Below are 25,935 nucleotides of genomic sequence, written 5' to 3' on the forward strand. Positions count from 1 at the left end.
ACATGATAAAAACAATAATCGCCCCACCACTGCTGCAGACACGTATAAAAATGGCCGTATTAATGCTGGCCGGAGGCTTGGCTGAACCTGCCAGCGCCATGACCTTTCAGCCCATCGATGACCTCAAAGTCGAATGGGATACCACGCTTACCTACAGCCTGGCCTGGAGGACCGAGGCACGCGATCACAAGCTAGTTGCCAATGCCAACGGCAATGATGGCGATAATGCCTTCAACAAGGGCAGCCTGATCAGCAACCGCAGCGGCTTTCTGACCGAAGCTGACATCAAATGGCAGGAAGACTACGGAGTATTCCTGCGGGCGGCAGGTTTTTACGACAACGTCTACGACCGAGGCAATGACAACGGCACCGGCACATCCAACTGTTTTGCCGGTGGCCAGTGCAGCCGCCCTGACCGTTATTCCAAAGACACCATCGAACAGCATCGCAACGATTTGCGCATGCTCGACGCCTACGCTTATGGCACTTGGGACATGGCCGGGCACAACCTCAACGTACGGGTTGGAGACCAAGTGGTGAGCTGGGGTGAAAGCCTGTTCTACCCAGGGATCTCCGCAGCACAAAGCCCAGTGGATGCAACCAAAGCAACTACCCCAGGTGTCGAAGTCAAGGAAATCCTGTTGCCGGTTGGCCAACTGTTTACCCAGTTTGCCCTCACCGACAGCCTCGACCTGCAGGCCTATTACCAATATAAATGGGAAAAGACCGAACTGTTCGGTGTCGGCAGTTACTTCTCCACCACCGACTATATTGATCGTGGCGGCTACAACGACGCCACAGGTTTCGTGCGCCGACTCAAGGACGACGAGCCAAGCGACAGTGGTCAATACGGCCTGGCATTAACTTACGCCGCCGAGTCATTGAACAACACAGAGTTCGGCCTCTACTACTCGCGTTACCATGACAAGACCCCCTCGCTGGACTTCCAGAGTCAATTAGGTAGCTACCGCGCGGTGTACTTCGACAACATCGATCTTTACGGCGCCAGCTTCTCCACGGTGCTGGGCGATACCAGCATTGCAGGTGAAGTGGCCTACCGCGACGGTTCGCCGGTGATGGTCGACAATGGGTTCGGCAGTCCGGTGCGGGCCAAGACCGTGCAGAGCCAGGTTTCGATGATCCACGTGCTGGGCCCGACCTCTTGGGCAGACAACACCACCCTGACCGGAGAGGTTGTCTACAACCGGGTGCTCAGCAACAACGACTCGGTGCCGACCCAACTGGCGCCGGGTTTCAGCCTCCCAGGTACCGACAAGCTACTTTATGACCGATCGGCCTGGGGTTACACCGTGCAGGTTAACCTTGACTACAACAACGTGTTCAGCGGATGGGACATGTCGCTGCCGGTCACTTACAGCACCGCCGCGCACAATGACAGCTCTATGATCGGTTCGATCAACTCGGGACAGGGCGATGATCGTGCAAGCATCGGCAGCTCCTGGCGCTACCTCGGAAACTTCACCGTCGAGGCCCGTTACAACGCCTATCTTGGCAATGCCAACAACGCCCCGCTGGCAGACCGAGACAACGTCGCCCTCAACTTCAAATACCGGTTTTGATTGCCCTGATAGAGGAGCACAACATGTCCAGCATTACCCTTATATTGTTACGCACGGCGCTGGCCGTGAGCCTGATGAGCGCGAGCATTGCGTCGCAGGCCAAAGTCAGTGCTGAAGAAGCCGCCCGTCTGGGTCAAGACCTGACTCCGGCCGGCGCTGAAAAGGCCGGTAACGCCGACGGCAGCATACCGCCCTGGTCCGGCAAATGGCTGGGTGTACCACCCCAGCTCACCTTCGCCGGTCCCGGCACACCATATCCGGACCCCTATGCCGCAGAAAAACCGCTCTTCGTGATCAATGCACAGAACATGGACCAGTACGCCGCCAACCTCACCGACGGTCAGAAGGCGCTACTCAAACGCTACCCGGCCAGCTTCAACATGCCGATTTACCCCTCCCATAGGGATTTCCGTACCGACCAACGCAACTACGATAACATTAAGAAAAACGCCCTCAATGCCGAGTTGGCCAACGATGGTAACGACACGGCCAATGCTTGGGCTGCCTCGCCGTTTCCTATCCCAAAAAACGGCAGCGAACTAATGTTCAACCACACCCTCGCTGGGCGCGCCAGCACCGAAGAAGCGAACTACATGCAGGCGGTGGTGTACTCCAACAAAGAGCGGGTATTGGAGCAGGTCAATTACAAAATTTATTCGATTTGGTCGAGCCCGGACAAAACCCTGGAGACCTCCAACGGCATTCTGACCAGTTTTCTGGTCACTACCTTGGAGCCGGCACGCAAGAAAGGTGAAATTGTTGTCGGCCACGAATTCATCAACCCTACCGCCGCACCACGTCAGGCCTGGCAGTACAGCCCGGGACAACGCCGGGTTCGCCGCGCGCCCACCGTCGGCTACGACTCTCCCACCGGTGCAGGTGGCTTCCGAGTGTATGACGAGGATCGCTTGTTCAACGGAGCTCCGGATCGCTACAACTGGACCATCGTCGGCAAGAAAGAAGTCTATATCCCGTATCACAACTACAAGATCGACGATCCAAGCGTGAGCAGTGATCAAATCCTCGACACCACGGGTCACGTCGATCCCAAGTACATGCGCTATGAGAAGCACCGGGTCTGGGTATTACAAGCCAGCCTCAAGGAAGGTGCGCGTCACATCTATGCCAAACGCATGATGTACCTGGATGAAGACACCTGGGCCGTGACCTTGGCGGATAACTACGACAGTCGTGGCCAACTGTGGCGCACTAACATGCAAACCTCGATCTATGCTTACGATATGCAGCGTTATCACGCCCGCCTGGGCATCTATCATGACCTGATCGCCGGCTCATATATGGTAGACCGGATGCTATTGGACCAGAAACCAGCCAAGCTCAACGCCAACAATTTTGTTGATGACGATTTCACCCCAGGCAACTTGCGTAAACTCGGTACCCGCTAAGTACTGAAAAAGCCCTGGCCGAGCCATTCGGTCGGGGCTTTGTGGTCTGTACCGTTTCCCTCCAGAAAGTCCTCATGAAAAAACTGCTCACCAAGGCCCGAGCTCAGGCGCGCTTCGGACTGTCACTTAACGCCGATGCCCTAAGCATCCTGCCGACACGATGACCGCTGTCGCGCGCTAGCCGGCAAGCCCCGGTCATTGGTACGCCGGTGGGTGCGGTGAGCGTCAGTCTCGAGCTGCGGCGTGGCTCAAGGGCCATCGGCGGGGCCTTGTAATCTCAAGCACCTTCAGAGAAAACGGTCCGCGGGCCAAATGTCCGACATTCTGAATGTCGTCTGCGCCATGCTCAAAGGCATCCCTGCGGTGATGTAACGCAGGAGCAGTTGCGCAGAACCAAGCCCTAATTGACCTCGACCGGCAATGCACTGGTGCCATCGCCGGCGAAGCCGAACGGGTTACCACTAATCCGTTCCGATTCAGGCCTGCATCGGTACCTGCCCGGCCACTATGGAATGGGCGCAGAAGTAGGTCTCGATCAACTTCCAACGCCCTTCAATACGCCGGTAACGATCCTTGTAAGTACCACCCAATTGCCGTGTGGCACCACTCTCGCCATCCAGGTTGAAGTAATACAGCGCCCACCGGCCTTGGGCTTCGTCCTCGGTGAGCAATTCAATCTCCGGATTGGCGCCGTGATGCAAGTCAATCACCCGATCTTGGCATGCCAGCTCCTTATAGAGCGCCACGAAACTGTCGCGCTCGCGAAAAATCCCTAAAGGACCGTAGTCGATCAGGATCTCACCTTCGGCAAAACAGTCTCGGATCACTTCCACCTCTTTCAAGTCACAAGCGTTGAAATAGCGGTGCTTGAGTTGGCGAATGGCGTCAAGCGCCTCCAAACGGGCGATACGTTGTTCTAGGGTCATTTAGCTGGCCTCGCAATCAAGTGGATTCTTTCCTATAGGCGTTCATCGCGCGACATACCAGGTAGAGGTGAACTCACGCTTGCAAGGGAGTTTATCGGGCAGCGAGGAGGCGCAGCTCGTCTGTTGGGACTAGCTGTTGCGATTCGACAGATCATTGGTCCGGTATTGCCAGTTGTGACCATACCCATGAAACGATGCGCCCCCACTGAAGATCACCGAAGGAGTCTGACCCCAACGTCGCCCTACGACCGGCCTTGATGGTCGATGTCAGCGCTCTTGATGGGGTTCGAGCATCCGATATCTCTGCAGATGAAGGTGAACGATTCTGCATAAGCAGAATGGGTTGTTTCACGGGCGATTGGAAAATTAGATTTACCCTGGTTATTCGAGACTAATCATCAGATGTCAAGGGGACGGCGACAGACAGCTCTATGCTAATGCGAGCGTCTAAACCAATGATTGAAACGGCACAAACTCCACCACTTCCAGATCAAACCCCGACACTGCCTTGTAGGGCACCGGAGAGCTAAGCAGGCGCATTTTGCGTACATTGAGGTCACGCAGGATCTGCGCCCCAACACCCAGGGTGCGTTGCGCGAATTGCGGCGGCCGGGGTTTGCCGCCGTTGCGCTGGTGCAATTGCTCGATCACCGCTTGTGGAGACTCCTGCTGGGCCAGCAGCACCACCACGCCACAACCGGCCTGAGCAATGTTTGCCAGTGAGCGCTCCAAGTTCCATTGCTGGGGGCCGCCTTCGGTTTCACAGCCGAGTACGTCACGCAGGGTTTCATTGCTTTGCACCCGCACCAACGTCGCCTGCTCACTGTCGATCTGCCCTTTGACCAGCGCAAGATGCAACAATCCCTGATAGGTATCCTGGTAGGTGGTGACCTGGAACTCACCATGCCGCGTCAACAACGGATACACGCCACCTCGAGCAATGGTGCCTTCATGGCGGATCCGGTAATGGATCAAGTCGGCGATGCTGCCGATCTTCAGGCCATGGCGTTCGGCGAATTTATGCAGTTCGACGCCACGCGCCACTTCGCCGCCCTCATTCAAAATGGTCACCAGCGTCGCCGCCGGTTGCAGGCCTGCCAACCGTGTTAAATCGCAAGCTGCTTCGACATGCCCGGCCCGCTGCATCACCCCGCCCGGCAATGCCTGTATCGGGAAAATGTGCCCAGGCTGTACCAGATCCGAAGGGCCAGAAGCCGGATCGACTGCGACCTGAATCGAGCGCGCCCGGTCAGCGGCAGAAATACCGGTGGAAACCCCGGTAGCGGCTTCTATCGAATAGGTGTACCCCATGCCATGAGCCGCCCGTGAGTTGGGCACCATTAGCTCCAGCCCCAGGCGACGACTGTGCTCTTGGGTCAGAGCCAGGCAGATCAGGCCCCGCGCCTGCACCGCCATAAATGTGACCGCTGTCGCATCGGCATGGTTGGCGGCCATCAGCAATGAGCCTTCTCCGTTATGCTCGTCGTCGCTGACTACTACCATCTCTCCACTACGCAAGGCCTCGAGCAAATGCTTGACGCTGTCGAATGCCAGGCCATTCAATTGAGAGCCTCACGCAACTCCGCAGCCGCTTGCGCCAGATGTTCGGCAGCCCTTTCGACAAAGGGTGCCATGCTGATGAAACCGTGGATCATCCCATCGCAACGCTGGACCCGCACTGGCACGCCTGCGGCGTGCAAGCGCTGGGCGAAGGCTTCACCCTCGTCGCGCAACGGATCGAACTCAGCGCTAATCAGAGTGGTCGGCGGCAGGTCGGTTAGGTCTTCGGCACGCAATGGCGAGGCCAATGGATCGTCCTTCTGGGCCGCATTCTCCAGGTACTGCCGCCAGAACCAGTCCATCATGGCGCGCGTAAGAAAGTAACCCTCGGCGAAATCTGCATAGGATACGGTGTCGCAAGCGGCATCAGTCACCGGGTAGAACAGACATTGGTGACGGATGTTTGGCCCTTCCCAGCGCGCCGCCAGATAGCTGACAGCTAATGCCAGGTTACCGCCGGCGCTGTCTCCGGCCAAAGCCAGTCGACGCCCGTCCGCTCCCAGTTCGCGAGAGTGCTCCACCAGCCAACAGGTGGCTGCATAACAGTCCAGCGGTGCGGCCGGAAACTTCGCCTCCGGGGCCAGACGATAGGCGACCGACACCACCGCTGCGCAAGTTTGGCTAGCTAACGCCCGGCACAGGTTATCGTGGGTATCGAGGTTTCCCATCACAAAGCCACCACCGTGAAAAAAAACCAGCAATGGCAGATTGTCCTGGATCAAGGGTCGATACAACCGGGCATCCAATTCACCTTCAGCACCCCGTACCCGCAGCTCACGCACTTCGTGCATCGCAGCGCCCGAGATCGGGGGCATCAGGTTGTCGGAGAATTTTCGGTAGTCCGCGGCTTCAAGGTGGCGGAAATCAGGTTCGGGCAAGTCGCGGAACTGCTGGAGCACGGCAGCGATCTGGCTATCGAGCGGCATAGGTGTCTCCTTGCTCATCGGGCATCTGAAACACAGGGTTGGTTTCCTCTAAAATGCTCTGCACCCGCCGCTCGAGTGCCAACTTGAAGTTTTTATGCGGGAGAATCCAGAAGCGTTTCTCATCGATGGCGGCGAACACCACCTCAGCCAAGTTGGCCGGAGTCATACCCTGGCGAATGCTGGAATCGAGCAGTTGGCTGAAGGATGAATCCGCCCCCTCGACCATGTGGTTCGAGGACATGATCTCGCTGGCAACTGCCCCCGGACACAGCACCGATACCGAGACCGGCGCACCGAGCATGGCCATTTCGTAATGCAAGGTTTCCGAGAGTGCGACCACCGCCTGCTTGGTGACGTTGTAAGGTGCCATTAACGGGCTGCTGAGCAAACCGGCGAGCGACGCGGTATTGATCACATGGGAGGCGCGCTCCTGACTGAGCAACAGCGGCACAAAACAGCGAATGCCATTGATCACCCCGGTGAGATTGATATCAATTATGCGTTGCCACTGCGTCGCGTTGATCTCCCAGCTATAGCCGGTTTGCATCACCCCGGCATTATTGAACAGCAGATTAACGCCGCCGAATTGCTCAACGGCGACATCCCGCAGACGCTCGACCTGTGTCAACTGACCCACGTCTGTGATGCAGGCCACCGCCTGTGTACCTGTCGCTTGCAAGGTCGCGCACAGGCTTTGCAACCCGACACCATCGACATCCGCCAGCACCAGGCGCATCCCGCGCCGTGCCGCCTGCTCGGCCAGACCCCGGCCAATCCCGCTGGCAGCGCCGGTAATCACCGCAACCTGCCCGTATTGGTTACTCATCTGAAGACTTCCGCTCTCGGTCGATGTCGTCAGTAGAGCCGTCCGCCGTTCGCCAGCCATCGTCCATTCAGACGATGCCCTGCGTCACAGGGGCGGCAGAATCTGACCAATACAAGAGCTGCCGAGTACTTGCCTGAACCCGGAGCAGCCCAACCCGCGATGAACCGGAGAACAATAAGATGAGCATCCTGCACCGCATCGAAACCAAGCAGTTGGAAGACCGCTACGCCCGTGGCTGGCATTGTTTGGGCTTGGCTGCCCAATACCGAGACGGCAAGGCCCACCGACTGGAGGTGTTCGGTACTCGGTTGGTGGCGTTCGAGGGCGAAGATGGCGAGCTGCATATCCTTGACGGATATTGCCCGCATATGGGTGCCGACCTGAGCACCGGTTGTGTCGAAGGCAATTCGATCCGCTGCCCGTTCCATGCCTGGCGCTGGGGTGCCGACGGGGTCTGCGATGACATTCCCTACGCAAAGCGCATTCCACCAAGAGCCAAGATCAAAAGCTGGCCAGTGATGATCGAAAACCAGCTGCTGTTCGTCTGGAACGATCCGGAAAACAACCCGCCGATCCCGGAACAACGCATCCCGCGCATTGACGCCTGCTTCAGTGACGAATGGGCCGAATGGGAAGTGGCTGAATTGCAGATCGCGACCAATTGTCGGGAACTGATCGACAACGTTGCCGACATGGCGCACTTCGGGACAGTGCACGGCGCGCCGGTCGAGGCCTTCAGCAACGTGTTCGAAGGGCACCTTGCAATACAGACCATGTGCGCCCGCAGCGAACGTCTCTCTGGCGACAGCATGCTAAGCACCGTCTCCACCTACTTCGGCCCGGCCTACCAGATCACTGAAATGACTGGCGCGATGAACGGTCAGCCGATTCATTCGGTCCTGCTTAACAGCCACGTGCCGATTGACCTCGACAGTTTCACCCTGCGTTACGGCGTACTAGTGAAAAAGATCCCGGGACTGAGCGAAGAACAGAATCAGGCGATGGCCAAGGCTTATGTGCAGCAGGCACAGGAGGCCTTCTACGAAGATGTGGCTGTCTGGCACAGCAAGACCCGCGTCGACAACCCGCTGCTATGTGACGGTGATGGACCGGTCTATCAGCTCCGACGCTGGTATGAGCAGTTCTACACCGACGTCGCGGCGCTTTCAGCTGATGTACTGGAGCACAAACAGTTTGTCGTGCGCGCCAGCGAACAGGCTTGATTAAGCGGGCTTCCTCGCTTCCTGTGCCTGAGCGGTCGCCACCCGTCAGGCATTGCACCCGAGCGTTGCAAGGAGTCGATATTGGTGCTTATTCTCGGGCACCGCCCACACTAATAATAAGAACGGTTTCTCTATGCCGCAGAGCCTCAGCCTCGATACGTTCAGCAATTTGCTTGGTAATCTCTATCAGGGACCGTTGGAAATCATTCCCTGGGCGACCTTTCTCAACCAGCTCAACGTATACCTGGAAAGCAAGTATGTGACCTTCATCCTGCGACCGCCCAGCGCGTATGTGGATGGCCTAATGGTCAACACTACCGGCACGTCAACCGAAGCGACGGCGTCGTACAACAAACATTTTTTCACCCTAGACCCTTTCGTCGACCTGCCTAACCGCCAGGTCGTGACCCTCGCCGAGTTCGTCTCCAGCGACGATTGGCAGCAATCGGAGTTCTACAAGAATTTCCTCGAACCGGTGGACGTGTTCCACATACTCGGCGCCGACATTAACACCTGCGACGGCGCCCAGTGCCGTATCCGCATCAGTCGCGGGCGCGATGCCAAGGCCTTCGGCAACGAAGAGAAAGCTTTGCTCACACACTTCATTCCTCATCTGGAGCGCTCGATCAAGATCCACATGCAGCTCAATCGCATCGAAGCCGAACGCAACCTTTACGCCGGTGCAGTGAATCAGCTGGCGGTCGGTACGATTATCCTCGACGAGGCCGGAAAAGTGCTGCAGACAAACCAGGTCGCCGATCGGTTGATCCAGGAAAAAGATGGCATCAAGCTGGTCAACGACGGCCTACAAGTCGGTACGGCACGTGACACCCAGGAGTTTCGGCGGCTGGTGAAGCAGTCGTTGCTCTCACAAAAAAGCAGCAACCCGTCGGTGGTAGAAGCCCTTCGCGTACAACGTCCGTCCGGGCGGGCGGACTTGGGAATAATCGTGCGCTCGGTACCAATGTCAGATTGGAGCGAAGGTAAACAATGCCCCACTGTGGTGATATTCATCAGCGATCCGGAACAACAGTCCACTGCACCACAAGAGATCGTCCGCGCGCTGTTCGACTTCACCCCAGCCGAAACTCAACTGGCCATGTTGTTGGCCAACGGTTTGACCCTCGACGAAGCCTCCGACAAACTGGGCATCAGCCGCAACACGTCGCGGGCGCACCTGCGGTCGACCTTTTCCAAGACCGGCGTGACCCGCCAGACAATGCTCGTGCGCCTGATTTTACGCAGCGTGGCTACTCTGGGCTAGCGCTCACTTTTCCGCCCTCGTCCGCTCGGACGATGGCGGCTACTCCGGCACGGTGCACAGTGGTTTTATCCCAACCAGGGGCCTGACCATGCGCAACTGTCCAACCATCCTCAAGACTGAATTGCTGGCTGAAAGCGACTATTTTCAGATCGAAGCACTACATCTGCAATTCAGCAACGGCCAGCAGCGGATTTACGAACGGTTACGCGGCACCGGTTATCGCTCGGTAATGCTGGTAGCCATGCCCGATCCACTGCATGTATTACTGGTTCGTGAATATGCGGTCGGTGTGGAAAAAACTGTACTCGGTCTGCCCAAGGGGGGAGCGGAACCCCATGAAAACTATCTGCAAGCAGCGCAACGAGAGCTCAGCGAAGAAGTCGGACTGCGCGCTACGCGCCTTAGCGAACTGGGCGAATTGACCCTTGCACCGGGTCATCTTTGTCATCGTTACCAGGTGGTGCTAGCCGAGCAACTGAGCCCCTGCCACCTGGTCGGTGACGAACCCGAACCTTTGGAGTGCTTGAGGGTACCGCTGACGCAAATCCCCGACTTAGTTGCCCGTGGCGAACTCAATGAAGCCAGGGCCATTGCCGCACTGTTCATGGCCATGGGCGCCATTGCCCGGCGTGGTTGAGGAAAATACCAGGCCATTCGCACGACCACATCAGGCCTACGAAGATTTATTTTCAACGGCTAGTCCATTCGGACGAAGCCACGTCCCACCATCCGCAATAACGTGCCTCTACAATAATAAAATCTTGTCGAGGCTCGCTATGCGGAAAGCAACTTGCGCCCTACTCTTCATCGTCTGCGCCGGCAGTATCGCCAGCTTGTGCCAACTGCTCAAAAATGAAGCCTATCGACCGACCACGGCGCTCATCCATTGTTTGAATTCCGCCACCAGTTGCTATCCTCCGCCGGTGCGCAATCTGCTTCCATAAAAAACCACCGGGCCTGCAAGCAGGGCCGGTGGTTTTTTGCGGCGCAGAGTGTCAGGTCGGCAAGACGCCACGTGATCGTGACAGAGTCAGCGCCAGGTCTTCGATCATGTCTTCCTGGCCGCCGACAGTGCCACGTCGGCCCAACTCAACCAGAAGCTCACGGGCAGCAATGCCGTACTTTTGCTCGGCACGTTTAGCAAACAACAGAAACGAACTGTAGACCCCGGCATAACCCAGGGTCAATGCATCGCGGTCGAGACGGATCGGCTGGTCCATCATTGGCACCACCAAATCCTCGGCAACGTCCATGATTCTGTACAAGTCGATACCACTGTTGACGCCCATCCGCTCAAGCACCGCGACAAACACTTCCAGCGGCGTATTGCCCGCCCCCGCGCCCAGCCCCGCCACCGAACCGTCGATACGTGCGGCGCCCGCCTCGATCGCGGCAAGGGAATTGGCGATCGCCATGCCCATGTTGTGGTGACCGTGAAAACCTACTTCGGTTCCGACACTCAGCCCTGCTCGCAATGCAGCGATTTTCCCAGTAACTTCATCGGGTAGCATGTAGCCAGCTGAGTCCGTGCAGTAAATGCAGTTGGCCCCATAGCTCTCCATCAACCGCGCCTGCTCCAGCAGTTTTTCCGCGCTGACCATGTGCGCCATCATCAGAAAGCCGACAGTATCCAGGCCCATCTTCGCCGACATGCCGATATGCTGGCCGGAGACGTCCGCCTCAGTGCAATGGGTGGCCACTCGAATGGTCGATACCCCGAGCTCATGGGCCATCCGCAAATGATCGAGGGTGCCGATACCTGGCAACAACAGCGCCGAGACCTTGGCCTGTTTCATGCGCGGGATCACCGCTGCGAAGTATTCCTCGTCACTGTGGGCGGGAAAACCGTAGTTCAGCGACGCACCGCCCAGGCCATCGCCGTGGGTGATTTCGATCAGCGGCACGCCGGCGGCATCGAGACCGGTCGCCACTAAGATCATCTGGTCCAGACTGATTTGATGCTGTTTGGCATGCATGCCGTCGCGCAGGCTCATGTCGTGCAGACGGACGCTCTTACCTTGCAAATTCATGGTGATTCTCCACTCAACGGACGGGCAGTTGCAGGGTGCCCTTGTGGGCTTCTTCGGCGAACATCTCCGCGGTACGCAACCCCGCAGCGGTCATGATGTCGAGGTTGCCTGCGGACTTGGGTAGGAAGTCACCCAGGCCTTCGACCTCAATAAAAATTGACACCTTGCGCCCATCGAACACCGGGCCATTGATCAGCTTGTAGCCGGGAACATAGCGCTGCACTTCCTTTACCATCTGCAATACCGAGGTACGAATGGCGCCCTGATTCGGCTCGTCATCGGTCAGGCAGTGGATGGTGTCGCGCATCATCAGCGGTGGCTCGGCCGGGTTGATGACGATGATTGCCTTGCCGCGCCGGGCGCCGCCGATCTGCTCGACCGCACCGGCCGTGGTGCGGGTGAATTCATCGATGTTCTGCCGGGTGCCCGGGCCGACCGAACCGGAGGACACGGTGGCGACGATCTCGCCGTAACTCACCGATTGCACCCGTGACACTGCCGCGACCATCGGGATCGTCGCCTGGCCACCGCAAGTGACCATGTTCACGTTCATTGCCAACGTTGCCGCGTGCTCCTTGAGATTCACCGGCGGCACGCAAAATGGGCCAATGGCGGCCGGCGTGAGGTCGATCATGATCACTCCCAGCGCGTTGAGCTTGCGGCTGTTTTCAGCGTGTACATAGGCGGAGGTGGCATCGAAGGCGATACGAATATCGTCGTCGAACACATGCGGCAGCAATCCATCGACGCCTTCGGATGTGGTTTTTACCCCCAGTTCGCGGGCGCGTTTCAAGCCCTCGGAGTGAGGGTCGACTCCGACCATCCATACCGGCTCAATCCATTCCGATCGGTACATTTTCATCAGCAGGTCAGTGCCGATATTGCCCGGGCCAATAATGGCCGCTCTGAGTCTCTTGCTCATCCGGTTTAACTCCACAGGTCAGGCACAGAAGGACACCCGAGCACCGCCCAGGCCATCGATGGTCAGAGAAAAACAGTCGCCGGCACGCGCCGGTTCCAGCGGCACCAGAGAGCCGGATAGAATGATTTCCCCTGCCTTGAACGGAATACCAAAGGCACCGAGAGTGTTGGCAAGCCAGGCCACCGCCGTCAGCGGATTGCCTTGCACCGCCGAGCCCAGTCCCTCGCTGAGGGGTTCATCATTTTTGAATACGCGCATGCACAAGTTGGGCAAATCCAGCGCCCGTGGATCGACCTGGACATCGCCCAACACGAACACGCCACAAGAGGCGTTGTCGGCGACGGTGTCCTGGATGCGAATGCGCCAGTCATGAATCCGTGAGTCGACAATCTCGAAGCACGGCATCACGTATTCGGTCGCTGCCAATACATCAGCTTCGGTAACGCCGGGACCCACCAGATCGTGCTTGAGCTTGAAGGCTATCTCGCCTTCGGCGCGCGGCTGGATAAGCTTGTTGGCGGCGAGGGAAATGTGCGCATCGTTGGCGAAGGACATCTGCCGGGTGATGAAACCGAAATCTGGCTGATGCACGTTGAGCATTTGCTGGACCGCCACCGAGGTCACACCGATTTTCTTGCCAACAATCCGGTCACCTGCGGCCACCCGGCGCTCTATGCTGTAGAGGGAGATATGGTAGGCGTCTTCGATGCTGATCGATGGCCAGCGCTCGGTCAGCGGTGCCAGGGTGGTGCCGCTCAGTAACGCCTGATAAAGCTCTTCGCCGAATTGACGGCGCAGTTGCACACTCATCGCTGTGCCTCCTGAAAAAAAGCCAGACACTCGCGGTTGAACAGCTCACGGTGTTCGACCATCACCCAATGCCCGCATTCGCTGAGCAGTACAAAGCGAATTTTCTGGCAGTGCTGCATCATCGTTTGCACGCCGAACGCCGGGCAGAATTTGTCGTTCATGCCCCAAAAACCGAGGATCGGACACTTTAACTCGCCGAGGCGCGAAGTCATGTCCGGCACTTGCATGGTCGACAGCACGCAGTCTGGCTGCTGCCGCACCACTGCGACCCGCTCATTGACCGTCTCGTCGCTGATCAAGGACTCATCGAACAGTTGCAGCGCCAGCAGCCGGCGCATTCCTCCCGCATCGTGCAGTTCCCCCCTGGCGAAGGCCGCACCCATTTTCTGAATACCTTCCATCTGCAAGTAATACTGTTCTTTTTCCATCAGGCCACCGGGCGCCATCAGCACCAGTCGACTGACCCTCTGCGGCTGGTCGAGGGCCAGTTTGATGGCGATTGCACCGCCCAAAGAGTTGCCGACCAGCACGCAACGCTGGATATCCAGGGCATCAAGCAAACCGCTCAAGGCTGCGACAAAGAAGTCCAGGGTGTAGAGGGTGTCGGGCTTATCCGATGCGCCGTAGCCCGGCAAGTCAGGGACGATGGTCCGGAAACCGGCAGCGGCAAACACCGGGTAGTTCTGCTTGAAGTTGCCGTGCCCACTGGCGCCCGGCCCGCTGCCGTGAACAAAGATCACCGGCTCGCCCGCGCCGACGTCCCGGTAATGCAGCAGCAAACCCTGCGCCACCGTAATGAAGTGCCCCTGCGCTAATGCGCCCATAAGGTGTCCTCCCGGCCTGTTGTTGTCGCCGGATTATTCCGAGCCCCCAGACAAACAACATCGTCCGACAGGACTACACCGCCCTAGTCTTTTTGGACGTTGGCGGCCGGGTGCCATAGACCTAGCATTGACAGCATTCCCGAGCGATAGAATGAGGTAACCATGCTTGATCCGATGGACTTTCGCGGCAAAGTGGTACTGGTCACTGGCGGAGGCAAAGGTGTCGGTCGCGGTGTCAGCCAGTGTTTTCTCGACTGTGGCGCCGAAGTAGTGATCTGCGGACGAGAAGCCCCGGACACCTTGCCCGCCAGCGCTGAACGCGAAGCGCTGTTTGTGCCCTGCGACCTGCGGGATGTCGAGCAGTCAGGAAGGTTGATCGAGAGCATCGTGCAACGCTTCGGCCGTCTAGATGTGCTGGTCAATAATGCCGGCGGTTCACCGAACGCCGACGCCGCCAGCGCCTCGCCGCGTTTCAGCGAAGCAATCATTCGCCTTAATCTGTTGGCGCCGCTGAATCTATGTCAGCAGGCCAATAAGGTCATGCAGACACAAGCTGACGGTGGGGTAATTATCAATATTTGCAGCGTGAGCGCGACCCGCCCTTCGCCCGGCACAGCCGCTTATGGCGCGGCCAAGGCCGGGCTGCTGAACCTGACCGGTTCGCTGGCAGTAGAATGGGCACCCAAGGTGCGGGTCAACGCCGTGACGGCCGGGCTGATTCTCACCGAGCAAGCAGCCATGCATTATGGCGATCAGGCCGGCATTGACCGGGTGGCAACGACTATTCCGATGCAACGGCTGGCGGCCCCTAAAGACATTGGCGATACCTGCCTGTACCTGGCATCAAAGCTAGCGCTTTATGTCAGCGGTACGGCTATTACCGTGCACGGCGGTGGCGAACGCCCAGCCTTCCTCGACGCAGCCCAGCCCCGTTGAACAAAAGGAATTCCGCCATGCCTGCAATTGCCAGCCACAGCGTCCTGCTCGCCCTCCCCCCGAAAGCCGCATGGGCCAAACTGCGGGATCTGAGCCTCGCCCCGCAGTATGTGCCAGGGCTGACCGGCTGCCGGCTTCACCCAGGCCCACGCGAGGGGCTCGGCGCCAGTCGCCGGGTGTTTCGCAAGGGGGGTCAGTGGCTAGATGAAAGCGTGGTGCAATGGCAGGAAGATGTCGGTTTCGTACTGATCCTGCACAAGGCCAGTGGCGGCGCGCCCTTCCCGTTTCGCGAGGCCAGCTTCAGGTACGCCTTGCGGGCCGAGGGTGACGCGACACGCCTCACCACCCAAATGAGCTATAGCCTGCGGGGTGGCCATCTGGTGGAAAGATTGTTGGCCAAAACGTTCAACAATGTCGTGCACCAGATCACCGAAAACCTCAAGGCCTGCTACGAAAGCGGGCAAACGCAGAATCGCGATGTGCTTGACGCCCCTGTTCAAGGGCGCACCACTTCAGAGTGAGTGGTACAACAGGAGGCGACGGGCGCCTTCCTGTTCCAGGCTCATTCAACACCTCGTGGCGTCAGGTTGACCTCACTCCAGTAGGCTTTCATCGAGAGAACTTTGCCCTCGATATCGAACTCCATCACGTCAATCACATGAATCGAGCACGGTTGCCCGGCCCATTCCATATCGACCCGAAACGGCATCGCTCCACAACCGTTCAACGTCGCCCGAACCGGGCCGGTCAAGGTCGCCGAGGCCTTGATCATGCCCAGCCCTTCGCGATAGAAGCGTTCGATGGCCACAATGCCCTGCAACGGCGGTTGTCCCACCGGGTCTTCGACCACAGCTACCGGGCTATAAAGCGCGACGATCCCGTCGATGTCACCGGCGTCCACTAGTTCCACATAACGCGCCATGGTTGCTTGAATCTGTTGTGCACTGACCATTCAGATCACCTCGAAGAGTGCTGCGGCACCCATGCCGCCGCCGATGCACATACTCACCACCACGTAACGCAAACCACGGCGCTGCCCCTCGACCAACGCGTGACCGACCATCCGCGCACCGGACATGCCGAAAGGATGGCCCACCGAAATCGCACCACCGTTGACGTTCATGCGTTCGGGAGGAATGCCCAAGGTGTCGCGGCAATACAGCACCTGACAGGCGAAGGCCTCGTTCAACTCCCAGAGGCCAATGTGGTCCACGGTCAGGCCATGGCGCTTGAGCAGTTTCGGGATGGCGTAGACCGGGCCGATGCCCATCTCGTCGGAGTTGCAGCCAGCGACCGCCATCCCGCGATAAATTCCCAGCGGCTCCAGGCCACGCCTCTCGGCCAATTTGGCACTCATCAACACCGAGGCCGAAGCGCCGTCGGACAATTGCGAAGCGTTGCCCGCTGTGATGAAGCGGCCCTTTTCACTCCATTGACCGCCCGGCCACACCGGTTCCAGCGCAGCCAGGCTTTCGCGGGTGGTGTCGATGCGGTTGCACTCGTCGCGCAGCAAGGTGACGGATTCGTAGCGGGTTTCGCCACTGGCCTTGTCGAAGATCGCCTTGCGGCTGGTCAGCGGCGCGAGTTCACGGTCGAACAATCCATTACTCTGGGCCAGCGCGGTACGCACCTGGCTCTGATAGCTGTATTCGTCCTGTTCCTCGCGGGAAATCCCGTAGCGTGCGGAGACGATCTCGCCGGTTTCGATCATTGGAATGTAAGCGTGCGGATCCAGCTCGATCACTGAGCCTGACTGATTGCGGTACAGGTTCTTGTGTTTGTTCTGCACCAGCGAAATCGACTCCAGGCCACCGGCCACGGCAATGTCGATTTCGTCGCACATGATGCCTTTGGCGGCCATGGCAATGCTCATCAGCCCCGATGAACACTGGCGCTCGACGGCCATCCCGGCGACGGAGGTCGGCAAGCCGCCGGCAATCGCGCACAGACGCCCCAGGTTATAAGACTGCGTGCCCTGCTGCGCCGCCGCGCCGATGATCACATCGTCCACTTCGCCCGGCTCGATGCCGGCGCGACGCACGGCTTCGCGCACCACATGGCCGCCGAGCTGCGGTGCGTCGGTGTCATTGAATGCACCGCGAAAGGCTTTGCCGATCGGGGTACGGGCGGTCGAAACGATGACGGCTTCTTTCATGCTGGATTCCTCGAATGTTCTGCTAAAGGGTTCACGCGGGGTAGTAACGGCTGATGGTGTCGACCACACAGCCGGGACGTTCCTCGCCATCGATTTCAACGCTGACGCGAATGGTCGCCTGAACGCCGCCCTTGACCTCCTCGACCGCCATCAATTGCGCACTGCCGCGCACCCGCGAGCCAACACGTACTACCGTGGGAAAGCGCACCCGCTCGCAGCCATAATTGACACCCATGGCAATGCCGCGCACCTCGACGATCTGCGGTAAAAACAGATTGACCAACGCCAGGCTCAGATAGCCATGGGCGATGCAGGCGCCGAAGGGACCGCTGGCTGCTTTGAGCGGATCGACGTGAATCCACTGGTGATCACCGGTCGCCTCGGCGAACAGGTCGATGCGCTCCTGCGCAAGAACCAGCCAGTCGCTGACGCCCAGCACCTCTCCCACGGCATCGCGCAAGGCGAAGGGCGCGTCGAAAATACGTGGCATGTTCAAGCCCTCTGACTGGACACCGACAACACTTCGCCGGTCATGTAGGAACTGTAGTCGCTGGCCAGAAACATCATCACGTTGGCCACTTCCCAGACCTCGGCGGCACGACCAAACGCCTCGTTGGCGGCGAGTTGATCAAGCACCGCCTGAGGGGCGGACTTACGCAGGAAATCGTGCAACGCAATGCTCGGGCTCACCGCGTTGATGCGAATCCCGTAGTCGGCGGCCTCGACCGCGGCGCAACGGGTCAACGCCATGACCCCGGCCTTGGCCGCCGCGTAGTGCGACTGCTCTTTCTGCGCCCGCCAGCCCAGCACCGAAGCGTTGTTGACGATAACCCCGGCACGCCGCTCGATCATCTTCGGCAACATCGCACGGGTCATGCGCATGGTGCCGGTGAGCGTCACATCGAGGACCCGGTTCCACTCCTCATCCGTCATGTCTACCAGCAGCCGTGAACCACCAAGACCGGCGTTGTTGATCAGCACATCGACCCCCTGCAGATCACGCTCGGCGCAGGCAATCAGCTGTTGAACCTGAACTTCGTCAGCGACATTGCAGACCTGACCGAAGACCTGTTGCAGACCGGTCGTTTCGCGGATCTTCGACACCGCTTCTGCCAGCCGGCCTTCATGGATATCGCTGATCATCAAGGCGCGGCAACCCTCCTCAGCGGCACGCACCGCGGCGGAAAAACCGATACCGGCCCCGGCCGCGGCCGTGATCAGCACCGACTTGTCATGCAGCAGGCCGTGACCTGCAACATAGTGAGGAACAGACATGGAAAACTCCTTGGTCAGGTGCGCAGGCGCGGTTCTTTGGGCATTCCCAGGGCGCGCTCGGCGATGATGTTGCGCTGGATCTCGTTGCTGCCGCCGTAGAGGGTGTCGGCGCGACTGAACAGGTACAGCGATTGCAAACGGGTGAGTTGATAGGGCGCGGCTTCCAGCAGTTCCGCCTCGGCGCCGAGGACGTCCATCGCCAGCTTTCCGAGGCTGGCGTGCCAGGTGGACCAGAACAGTTTGTAGATGGTCGCTTCCTTGCGCAGCGAACCGTCCTGCGCCCCGGACAGCATGCGCAGCGAGTTGTAGCGCATGATCCGCAGCCCGCTCCAGGCCTCGGCCAGGCGCTGGCGCAGGATCGGGTCACGCGCAGCGCCATTGGCCCGGGCGATGGCGATGATTTCGTTCAGTTCATTGTGAAATTGCATCTGCTGGCCGAGGGTCGATACCCCGCGCTCGAAACCGAGCAACGCCATGGCGATCTTCCAGCCCTCGCCTGGCGCGCCGATGATATTCGCGGCGTCGGTGCAGGCATCATCGAAGAACACTTCGTTGAACTCGCAGGTGCCTGTGAGTTGCTCGATCGGCCGCACGGTAATCTCCGTCTGGGCCATCGGCACTAGCAAGAAGGACAAGCCGCGATGGCCAACGCTGCCCGGTTCAGTGCGAGCGATCACAAAACACCAGTCCGATTCATGGGCCAGGGAGGTCCAGACTTTTTGTCCGTTGATCACCCAAGTGCCGCTGGCTTCATCAAGCACTGCGCGGGTCTTGACGTTGGCCAGGTCGGACCCGGCCCCCGGTTCGGAATAGCCCTGGCACCAGAAGGACGTGCCGTTGACGATGCCCGGCAGAAAGCGCTGTTGCTGCTCGGCAGTGCCGAACGCGGCAATGGTCGGTCCGGCCAGCCCCTCGCCGATATGCCCCATGCGTCCCGGGCCGCCAGCACGGGCGTACTCTTCGTGGAAAATCACTTGCTGGCTGATCGACAGACCACGCCCACCATGCTCCGGCGCCCAGCCCACACACGTCCAGCCGCCTTCGGCGAGTTTGCGTTCCCAGGCTTTGCGTTCCTCGGGAAACATATGTTCATCACCCGGGCCACCGCGAAAACGCAGGGGCTCGAATTCACCGCACAGGTTCACGCTCAACCAGTCGGCCACTTCCTGACGGAAGCGCTCGTCCTGTTCGCTGAAACTGATTTTCATGGTTGCTCCCCAAGAATCGCCACAGCAATGCGCTCTCGATGCCAGGCAGGTGCGCCGAGAAAGCTTTCGCTGGCGCGGGCGCGTTTGAAGTAGAGGTGCGGATCGTATTCCCAGGTAAAACCAACGCCGCCGTGCAACTGGATCGACTCGGACGCGCAGTGGAAATAGGTTTCGGAGCAGTGCGCCTTGGCCAGCGCCGCCGCCAGCGGCAGCTCGGCGGCCACCTGCGGATCGCCTTCAGGATCGAGGACTTCCTGGGCCACGCAGGCCGCGTAATAACTGGCCGAACGTGCGCATTCGACCTGCAGCATCATGTCGGCGGCACGGTGTTTGAGCGCCTGGAAACTGGCGATGGGTCGACCGAACTGATGGCGTTCCTGCATATAGGCGACGCTCAGGTCGAGTACCTGCTGCGCGCCACCGGTCTGTTCGGCAGCCAGGCCGATGCAAGCCAGTTGCAGCACCCGCTCCAACTGCGGCCAGCCCGCGCCGAACTCACCGAGCAGGCAGTCAGCGCTGAGATACAGACCCTTGAGCTGAACCCGTGCCTGACGACGGGTCTGATCCATGGTCGGCAACATCTGACGCTCGATGCCCGCCCGGTCCGCGTCCACGGCGAACAGGCTGATGCCCGCCTCGCCGGTCGACCCGGGAGCCCGTGCGGCGATGATCAAGAGGTCAGCGCTGTGCCCGTCGAGCACATGATTGAGGGTTCCATCAAGCACAAAACCCTCGCCCTCGGTCACCACCGTGGCCTGAACATCCTTGGCCGCCCAGCCGTTGGCGCTGCTGAACGCCAGCGTAGCGGTGAGGCTTCCGTCGGCGATCAAGGGCAGCCAGCGTTGTTTTTGTTGGTCGTTGGCGGCCAGTAACAACGCTGGTGTGGCCATGCAGGCGGTGGCGAAGAACGGCGAACACAGCAAACGCCGACCCATCTGTTCCAGCAAAATCGACAGTTCGACAAAGCCCAGTCCCAGGCCGCCGTACGCTTCGGGAATATGAATCGCCGGCCAGTACATTTCGCGGCACAGGCGCTGCCAGAGCGCCTCGTCAAAACCTCGCTCGCTGACCATCGCCGCTCGCACGGCGGCAGAAACCGAGACATCGGCGAGAAGGCCCTCGGCCGATGCACGGATCATTTCCTGTTCGTCGCTGAATGCAAACTCCATCGCGGCGCCTTCTGCTCGTTTGATGGGGCATGCATGAAGCGACACCCCTATGGTCTTCGAGTTTGGTACCAGCGACACACGACAGAATCGTTAGCTCTGCCTAGTCCGAATGAGCGATGCTATAAAGAATGAAAAACGGCAAGCCAGCATTACTCGTTGAGGTTGAGAGTGCAGATAGATGAGTTTCTTGAGCTGACGACTCGCAAGTGCTCAATCAGGTCGCTCACTTGATTGACCATGCCAGTCGCTGCCTTCAACACCCAACATCCGCCTGGACGTCCACAAGGTCTAGCAATTGCGCTTGCCGTCGTCCTGGAAGGTGCAATACCCGCTCAACAGAAGGTTCCGCCACGCCGCCGACGACATCTGGGTAATCAACGTCAATTCCTTCTCCCTTCGATCTGAGCTATGACGTGCGCGGTTGGTGGTACCACTCGATGCGGTACTGAGGGTGACGGATGTCCAGTTCAAGTTGCGGCTCGTGCAGGTAGATGCGCTTATACAAGCTCTGCCAAGCAGGAAGGATTGAAGTCACGGAGACTAGCCATATCACCGGCCTTTATCTTCAGGACCCACTCGGGATCGTTGAGAATGGCACGCCCCACAGCGATCAGGTCAAATTCGTTCCTATCCATCCGGCGGATCAGTTCGTCGAGGCTGGTCGTCTGAGATCCTTCCCCATTAAACAATGCCGCAATCACATCGCCTGACAAGCCAACCGATCCAACTGCAATGGTTGCTGCTCCCGTCACCTTCTTCGCCCAACCAGCCAAATTCAGTCCCCCCGCACCATCGACATCAGGGAATTCAGCTTCCCAGAAGCGGCGGAGTGAGCAGTCGAAAACATCCACGCCAGCATCCGCCAATGGCTGAAGCCAACTAGCAAGCTCGTCCGGGTTAGCGGCAAGCTTCACCGAGTAATTAAATGTCTTGAACTGACTTATCCGGAAAATCAAGGGGAAGTCGGGACCAACGGCTTCACGCATCGCGCGCGTTACTTCGACAGCGAAAGCCACGCGTTGACCCAACGTAACGCCACCGTAGCGATCCTTTCGCTTATTTGTCTTGTCCCAGAAGAACTGATCGAAAAGGTAACCATGAGCACCGTGCACTTCCACCACATCGAAGCCGAGCTGTTTCGCCTCCCTTGCGGCCTTGGCGAAGGCCGCAACGGTATCGGCGAGATCTTCATCGCTCATGGCACGACCAACAGGTGTGTCAGGAGCTGTTAACGCTGCCAAGCCAGAAGGGCTTTCCACCCCGCTCGCCGACGGCGCACCGGGCTCGCTGCCTGGAACAGAACCCACATGCCACAATTGGGGCCCCATCCGTCCACCTGCGGCATGGACATTGTCAATCACGTTTTTCCAAGCATTGAGAGGGCCTTCTCCATAAAAGTACGGAACGCGCGGATCATTGTGGGCGGTAGGGCGATCTACGACCGCCCCCTCGGAGAGGATCAGGCCGACCTCATTGGCAGCTCGGCGGCGGTAATACTGCGCCACGTCGTCCCCCACGACGCCTGCGTTTGCAAAGTATCGCGACATCGGGGCCATAACGATCCGATTCTTGAGCTCCAAGTTCTTCAGACGAAAAGGTTGAAAGAGAGGGTTACTGCAAGAAGATTCCATTAAACGAACTCCAAGTGTTGGGGGTATGATTAGTATCCATATAACACTTGGCGTCAATTAGGCACCTACACTCCCCTTAGTACCCTAGAGGAAACCATATGCCCCTCGAAAACTCAAAGTTGGACGACGTGCAAATTGACAGTCGTCTTTTGCTCGACCAAGTAGCAGACAAATGGTCGATCCTCATCCTGTCCCAAATATGCCAGGGACCGTTACGTTTCAACTCACTCAAGAAAAAAATTCCCGGTGTCTCACAAAAAGCTCTCACCCAGACCTTGAGGAGACTGGAGCGGAATGGGATCTTAGAACGCGAGATCACATCAATTTCGCCCATCGCCGTGGAATATCGGATCACCCCGCTAGGACTGACGCTCAAAGCGCCGTTTAAGGCTCTATTTAACTGGACCCTTAAGCATACGGTTGAGGTTCGAGAAGCCCAGGCAGCATATGACCGGCACCACTGCGTGAACGGGGCTCTTGGTGGCCAAGTGGACAACCTTCCACAACCGCCATCTTAAGTGATGGATTTGTATTCATGACGTAAACAAGGAAGGCTTCAAAACCGTATGGCAAACCATGTCAGCAGGCGCAGCCACTGGGAAACCGATTTTGAATGGTTACCCCCAACATGACCGCCCTTCTGAACGCAGTAGAAAAGCTCGATGACAAAGCGATTCATTTGATTCCCTGTTAGTACTCAATGTGACAGAGGGATATGCCTGAAAACCATTTTGAGTGTTAAATAGATAGAGTGACCTCTCCGAGTAAAAAATCTGAGTGAATTGCCACTGCCCTCCGTGTCGGAAGGTGGCCAATGTTAAGCGGGAGGCCTATCCATAAGGAATGGAGATTTGTTCGCACATGTCCGCTTATGTTTTCAATCCGAACACTAAAACCTTCTATCGGCCCATCGACGCGGCATTGCGCTGGTGCGATCTCATTCGTTACGAAGCAGAGATAATTCAAGCTGTTTGGTCTTGCCCGAAAGAACTCGCTTCTCTGTTCCCTCAATGGCCGAGTCTTCATGCAACTACCGAAAAGATCTATGACGCAGTGCGTAATGGCGAGCTGCCTTATGGTTGTCTCGGTATCTCTGTTCCTATGGGGACTTACGTGGAGCCTTATCAACTGACGATACGCCACTCCGATTTGCGCCGCTGGATGCAGGTTTACTATCCCGATCACAAACCTGCCTTTCTGTTTGAATCCGGTAGCGATGCGCATGAAAAAATCAGTTTAGGAACCTTCCTCACGTTACAAGCAGATCGGGATGCCCTCCTACGAGAGCTGAACACGCTACAACATCACATTCGAGATATTTTGGCAGATCTCCAGGCGATTGGACTTGAACGGGATGACCTAAAAGCATTGGTTAAGACGCATGGACGGCTCAGCGATCGTAGCGAACTCACCTATCAAAATATCATCGGTGCTTTGCTCAACCTCTTTCTGGACCAATCACCTGCTGGTAACCCTCTATCCGTGTTCAAGAGCCAATCTGCGATCGTCGATGCAGTTATCGCACGCTATAGCGAGGTACCGGGCCTGAGCAAACGAACGCTAGATGAAAAGTTCGCTGCTGCTAATCGCAGCCTCAAAAAAAGCAAATAGATTTAAGTATTTCATTGCAATCCCAACGATTGCGGTGCAATGACGCTCTTCTTTTTGCGCTGTTCAATTCAGGTCATTTCCCACCACGCGCCAATCGGCGCTAGGAGTGACCAGCATGTCCGGCCAATCCTCACTCATCGTTGAAGCACCTCAATCGCAGGTCGAACGTCACATCATGCGGCGTGATTACGGAGTTTATCGAAGTTAGATTCTTGGCCTAGATCGAATCACTGAGGGCGTTCCAATACCCATGTCTCCTGAGCCGCGGCCTCCATCACTTTCACCATCACCTCGGATTGCCAGGTGAAATAGGGGTTGAAGGTGAGCCGTGCGTAGACTCTTCCAGCCTCTCTATAACCCCAGTCCGAATACCAGACCGCTTCACCCGCCAGGCACTGCTGGTACGCAGCTTCACTCTGGCCATTCCAACACAGACGTTGGCTGCCACTGCGACCATATTGTGGGTTATCGGGGGAAAACAATACGCCCATATGGGAAAACTGGCTGATGCGTTCGTCCGCCAACAGGTCGCTGCGCGCCAGTATCCGTGGGCTTTGCACGTCACGGGAGGGGTTGCCATACCAGATCATCCTCGATGCAGGGTGTGAAAAACGTTGGTTGAAGGTGTCCCGCACAAACGCCACATCTACCACCGAGTCATGGGCGGCAGTGACCACCAACACTGGGCGGTCAAACCCGTGCAATGCCAATTTATGACGCACTGCGGCACTGCTCAGATAAAACTGTGCGAAACCATTGGTTGGCACATTCTGATAACGCAAGGGGGTCTGTTGAGGAGCACTGCTGGTCGGTTGACGAAGCCACGGCTTGACTTTGGCCACCCATGGCAGCAGCCAATCAAATGAGGCATCGGACTTGAATGCAGGAGAGAACAGTAGCAGGCCGGCGATCGAGGGATCGTCGATGGCGTAGTCCGTTACCAGATTGGCACCAGTTGAGAAGCCGCCCAGATAAACGAGGTCAACCTCTTTGCGCAACAACGCCACCTGCTGCTCCACCGTCAAACGCCATTCCCGCAGGCTGACTTCAAGCATGTCACTTGGCTGGGTGCCGTGACCCGGCAGTAGCACAGTACGCACTCTATAACCGCGGTCGGCAAGCTGGGTCGCGATATCAATGAAAGAGCCGGGTGAATCTCCCAGACCGTGTACCAACAGAATGCCTCGGCCATTCGAATGCGTGGGCACCCATTCTCGTGGAGTGTTCCAAGCCAATTCCAGCGAGTGGTCAGGACTCTGAAAGTGGCGATTGCGCTGGATGCCTTCGAGGGTTAGCAGGCGATACTCAGCGAAGCTTGCTGGAGCCAAAGGCTCGACCTCGGCCGCTGAGGGTGCGCACCCGGTCAAGCAGAGAAGCAATATCGCATAAAGTGCTTTCATCATTGTTCCTGAGCATTCATGTAGATAACTTGGCGACAACAATTCATCGAGTTGTGCTGCAAGCGCGCGGCTGCCGCACGCCTTCCACCGGTCCTGTCTCGACAGGCGCGCCGGCCAGTAAAGACAGGCTGGCAAGAAACAGAGCGGAGATGATCGATATCAGCGGTTCCCTCGATTCAGGCTTGGACGGCGGCATAGGCATTTACTCTGAGCACGGGAATGGCTGGACGTGCAGTTCATCGTTTTTATCACT

General features: G+C 58.1%; 25 protein-coding genes. 9 read left to right on the plus strand and 16 right to left on the minus strand.

Translation table 11 applies throughout. The annotated features are described in order from the left end of the window. Positions 1-50 precede the first annotated feature (50 nt). Both QU606_RS24670 and QU606_RS24675 read left to right on the plus strand, forming a co-directional pair. A complete protein-coding gene (locus tag QU606_RS24670) occupies positions 51-1,580 on the plus strand; it encodes a DUF1302 domain-containing protein (protein ID WP_304997681.1) in 1,530 nt (509 codons plus the stop codon). Positions 1,581-1,603: 23 nt separating this feature from the next. Beyond that, positions 1,604-2,986 carry a DUF1329 domain-containing protein gene (locus tag QU606_RS24675; protein WP_304997682.1) on the plus strand — a complete coding sequence of 461 codons (1,383 nt, stop codon included), beginning with the start codon at positions 1,604-1,606 and terminating at the stop codon, positions 2,984-2,986. Between the two features lie 476 nt (positions 2,987-3,462). On the opposite strand, the gene QU606_RS24680 is transcribed toward QU606_RS24675, so the two are convergent. From QU606_RS24680 to QU606_RS24695, 4 genes are all read right to left on the minus strand, one after another. Next, the gene (locus tag QU606_RS24680; protein WP_304997683.1) at positions 3,463-3,912 is read right to left on the minus strand and encodes a nuclear transport factor 2 family protein; all 450 of its coding nucleotides are present in this window, start codon (positions 3,910-3,912) and stop codon (positions 3,463-3,465) included. 447 nt (positions 3,913-4,359) lie between these two features. Further along, positions 4,360-5,475: a 3,4-dihydroxy-2-butanone-4-phosphate synthase gene (ribB, locus tag QU606_RS24685; RefSeq protein ID WP_304997684.1), complete on the minus strand. Its 1,116-nt coding sequence runs from the start codon at positions 5,473-5,475 to the stop codon at positions 4,360-4,362. After that, positions 5,472-6,398, minus strand: a complete 927-nt coding sequence (locus QU606_RS24690; RefSeq protein WP_304997685.1) for an alpha/beta hydrolase — start codon at positions 6,396-6,398, stop codon at positions 5,472-5,474. The genes ribB and QU606_RS24690 overlap by 4 nt, the downstream gene beginning before the upstream one ends. Then, on the minus strand, positions 6,385-7,224 hold the full coding sequence (locus QU606_RS24695) for an SDR family NAD(P)-dependent oxidoreductase (protein WP_370531129.1): 840 nt from the start codon (positions 7,222-7,224) through the stop codon (positions 6,385-6,387). Before QU606_RS24695 ends, QU606_RS24690 begins: the two co-directional genes overlap by 14 nt. A gap of 179 nt (positions 7,225-7,403) precedes the next feature. On the opposite strand from QU606_RS24695, the gene QU606_RS24700 reads away from it, so the two are divergent. The 3 genes from QU606_RS24700 to nudE all read left to right on the plus strand — a co-directional run bounded on the left by QU606_RS24700 (position 7,404) and on the right by nudE (position 10,348). After that, the gene (locus QU606_RS24700) at positions 7,404-8,447 is read left to right on the plus strand and encodes a Rieske 2Fe-2S domain-containing protein (protein WP_304997687.1); all 1,044 of its coding nucleotides are present in this window, start codon (positions 7,404-7,406) and stop codon (positions 8,445-8,447) included. A gap of 133 nt (positions 8,448-8,580) precedes the next feature. Further along, positions 8,581-9,711: a helix-turn-helix transcriptional regulator gene (locus QU606_RS24705; protein WP_304997688.1), complete on the plus strand. Its 1,131-nt coding sequence runs from the start codon at positions 8,581-8,583 to the stop codon at positions 9,709-9,711. Positions 9,712-9,799: 88 nt separating this feature from the next. Continuing rightward, complete coding sequence (gene nudE / locus QU606_RS24710) at positions 9,800-10,348, plus strand: ADP compounds hydrolase NudE (protein WP_304997689.1); 549 nt, start codon at positions 9,800-9,802, stop codon at positions 10,346-10,348. Between the two features lie 358 nt (positions 10,349-10,706). On the opposite strand, the gene dmpG is transcribed toward nudE, so the two are convergent. From dmpG to QU606_RS24730, 4 genes are read right to left on the minus strand one after another with little or no spacing between them, the layout of a single operon-like run. Then, entirely contained in the window at positions 10,707-11,741 is a 1,035-nt protein-coding gene (dmpG, locus tag QU606_RS24715; protein WP_304997690.1) for a 4-hydroxy-2-oxovalerate aldolase, read from the minus strand. Positions 11,742-11,754: 13 nt separating this feature from the next. Further along, positions 11,755-12,663, minus strand: coding sequence for an acetaldehyde dehydrogenase (acetylating) (locus tag QU606_RS24720; protein WP_304997691.1), 909 nt, complete (start codon positions 12,661-12,663; stop codon positions 11,755-11,757). A gap of 18 nt (positions 12,664-12,681) precedes the next feature. After that, complete coding sequence (locus tag QU606_RS24725; RefSeq protein WP_304997692.1) at positions 12,682-13,473, minus strand: fumarylacetoacetate hydrolase family protein; 792 nt, start codon at positions 13,471-13,473, stop codon at positions 12,682-12,684. Further along, complete coding sequence (locus QU606_RS24730; protein WP_304997693.1) at positions 13,470-14,297, minus strand: alpha/beta fold hydrolase; 828 nt, start codon at positions 14,295-14,297, stop codon at positions 13,470-13,472. The genes QU606_RS24725 and QU606_RS24730 overlap by 4 nt, the downstream gene beginning before the upstream one ends. Before the next feature lie 162 nt (positions 14,298-14,459). Here QU606_RS24730 and QU606_RS24735 point away from each other — a divergent pair, with 162 nt between their 5' ends. Both QU606_RS24735 and QU606_RS24740 read left to right on the plus strand, forming a co-directional pair. Continuing rightward, positions 14,460-15,233 carry an SDR family oxidoreductase gene (locus tag QU606_RS24735; RefSeq protein ID WP_304997694.1) on the plus strand — a complete coding sequence of 258 codons (774 nt, stop codon included), beginning with the start codon at positions 14,460-14,462 and terminating at the stop codon, positions 15,231-15,233. Positions 15,234-15,250: 17 nt separating this feature from the next. Further along, positions 15,251-15,754 carry an SRPBCC family protein gene (locus QU606_RS24740; RefSeq protein ID WP_304997695.1) on the plus strand — a complete coding sequence of 168 codons (504 nt, stop codon included), beginning with the start codon at positions 15,251-15,253 and terminating at the stop codon, positions 15,752-15,754. Positions 15,755-15,795: 41 nt separating this feature from the next. Here the strand turns inward: QU606_RS24740 and QU606_RS24745 are convergent, their stop codons facing one another. The 7 genes from QU606_RS24745 to QU606_RS24775 form a co-directional block, all read right to left on the minus strand. After that, on the minus strand, positions 15,796-16,185 hold the full coding sequence (locus tag QU606_RS24745; protein WP_304997696.1) for a steroid Delta-isomerase: 390 nt from the start codon (positions 16,183-16,185) through the stop codon (positions 15,796-15,798). Continuing rightward, complete coding sequence (locus tag QU606_RS24750; protein ID WP_304997697.1) at positions 16,186-17,388, minus strand: acetyl-CoA C-acyltransferase; 1,203 nt, start codon at positions 17,386-17,388, stop codon at positions 16,186-16,188. A 31-nt stretch (positions 17,389-17,419) separates the two neighbouring features. Further along, positions 17,420-17,878, minus strand: a complete 459-nt coding sequence (locus QU606_RS24755; protein ID WP_304997698.1) for a MaoC family dehydratase — start codon at positions 17,876-17,878, stop codon at positions 17,420-17,422. A gap of 2 nt (positions 17,879-17,880) precedes the next feature. Then, complete coding sequence (locus QU606_RS24760) at positions 17,881-18,663, minus strand: SDR family oxidoreductase (RefSeq protein ID WP_304997699.1); 783 nt, start codon at positions 18,661-18,663, stop codon at positions 17,881-17,883. A 14-nt stretch (positions 18,664-18,677) separates the two neighbouring features. After that, entirely contained in the window at positions 18,678-19,871 is a 1,194-nt protein-coding gene (locus tag QU606_RS24765) for an acyl-CoA dehydrogenase family protein (RefSeq protein WP_304997700.1), read from the minus strand. Beyond that, positions 19,868-21,040 (minus strand): acyl-CoA dehydrogenase family protein, encoded by a 1,173-nt coding sequence (locus QU606_RS24770; protein ID WP_304997701.1) that lies wholly within the window; start codon positions 21,038-21,040, stop codon positions 19,868-19,870. The genes QU606_RS24765 and QU606_RS24770 overlap by 4 nt, the downstream gene beginning before the upstream one ends. A 497-nt stretch (positions 21,041-21,537) precedes the next feature. Further along, complete coding sequence (locus QU606_RS24775) at positions 21,538-22,671, minus strand: NADH:flavin oxidoreductase (protein WP_304997702.1); 1,134 nt, start codon at positions 22,669-22,671, stop codon at positions 21,538-21,540. Positions 22,672-22,769: 98 nt separating this feature from the next. Between QU606_RS24775 and QU606_RS24780 the strand changes: the two genes are divergently transcribed. Further along, positions 22,770-23,189: a helix-turn-helix domain-containing protein gene (locus QU606_RS24780; protein ID WP_304997703.1), complete on the plus strand. Its 420-nt coding sequence runs from the start codon at positions 22,770-22,772 to the stop codon at positions 23,187-23,189. A gap of 343 nt (positions 23,190-23,532) precedes the next feature. Then, positions 23,533-24,282 carry a hypothetical protein gene (locus QU606_RS24785; RefSeq protein ID WP_304997704.1) on the plus strand — a complete coding sequence of 250 codons (750 nt, stop codon included), beginning with the start codon at positions 23,533-23,535 and terminating at the stop codon, positions 24,280-24,282. A gap of 227 nt (positions 24,283-24,509) precedes the next feature. Here QU606_RS24785 and QU606_RS24790 read toward each other — a convergent pair whose 3' ends face one another. Then, the gene (locus QU606_RS24790) at positions 24,510-25,685 is read right to left on the minus strand and encodes a carboxylesterase (protein WP_304997705.1); all 1,176 of its coding nucleotides are present in this window, start codon (positions 25,683-25,685) and stop codon (positions 24,510-24,512) included. Positions 25,686-25,935: the final 250 nt, after the last annotated feature.

Source organism: Pseudomonas sp. OVF7, assembly GCF_030644265.1.
Classification (GTDB): domain Bacteria; phylum Pseudomonadota; class Gammaproteobacteria; order Pseudomonadales; family Pseudomonadaceae; genus Aquipseudomonas; species Aquipseudomonas gorinensis.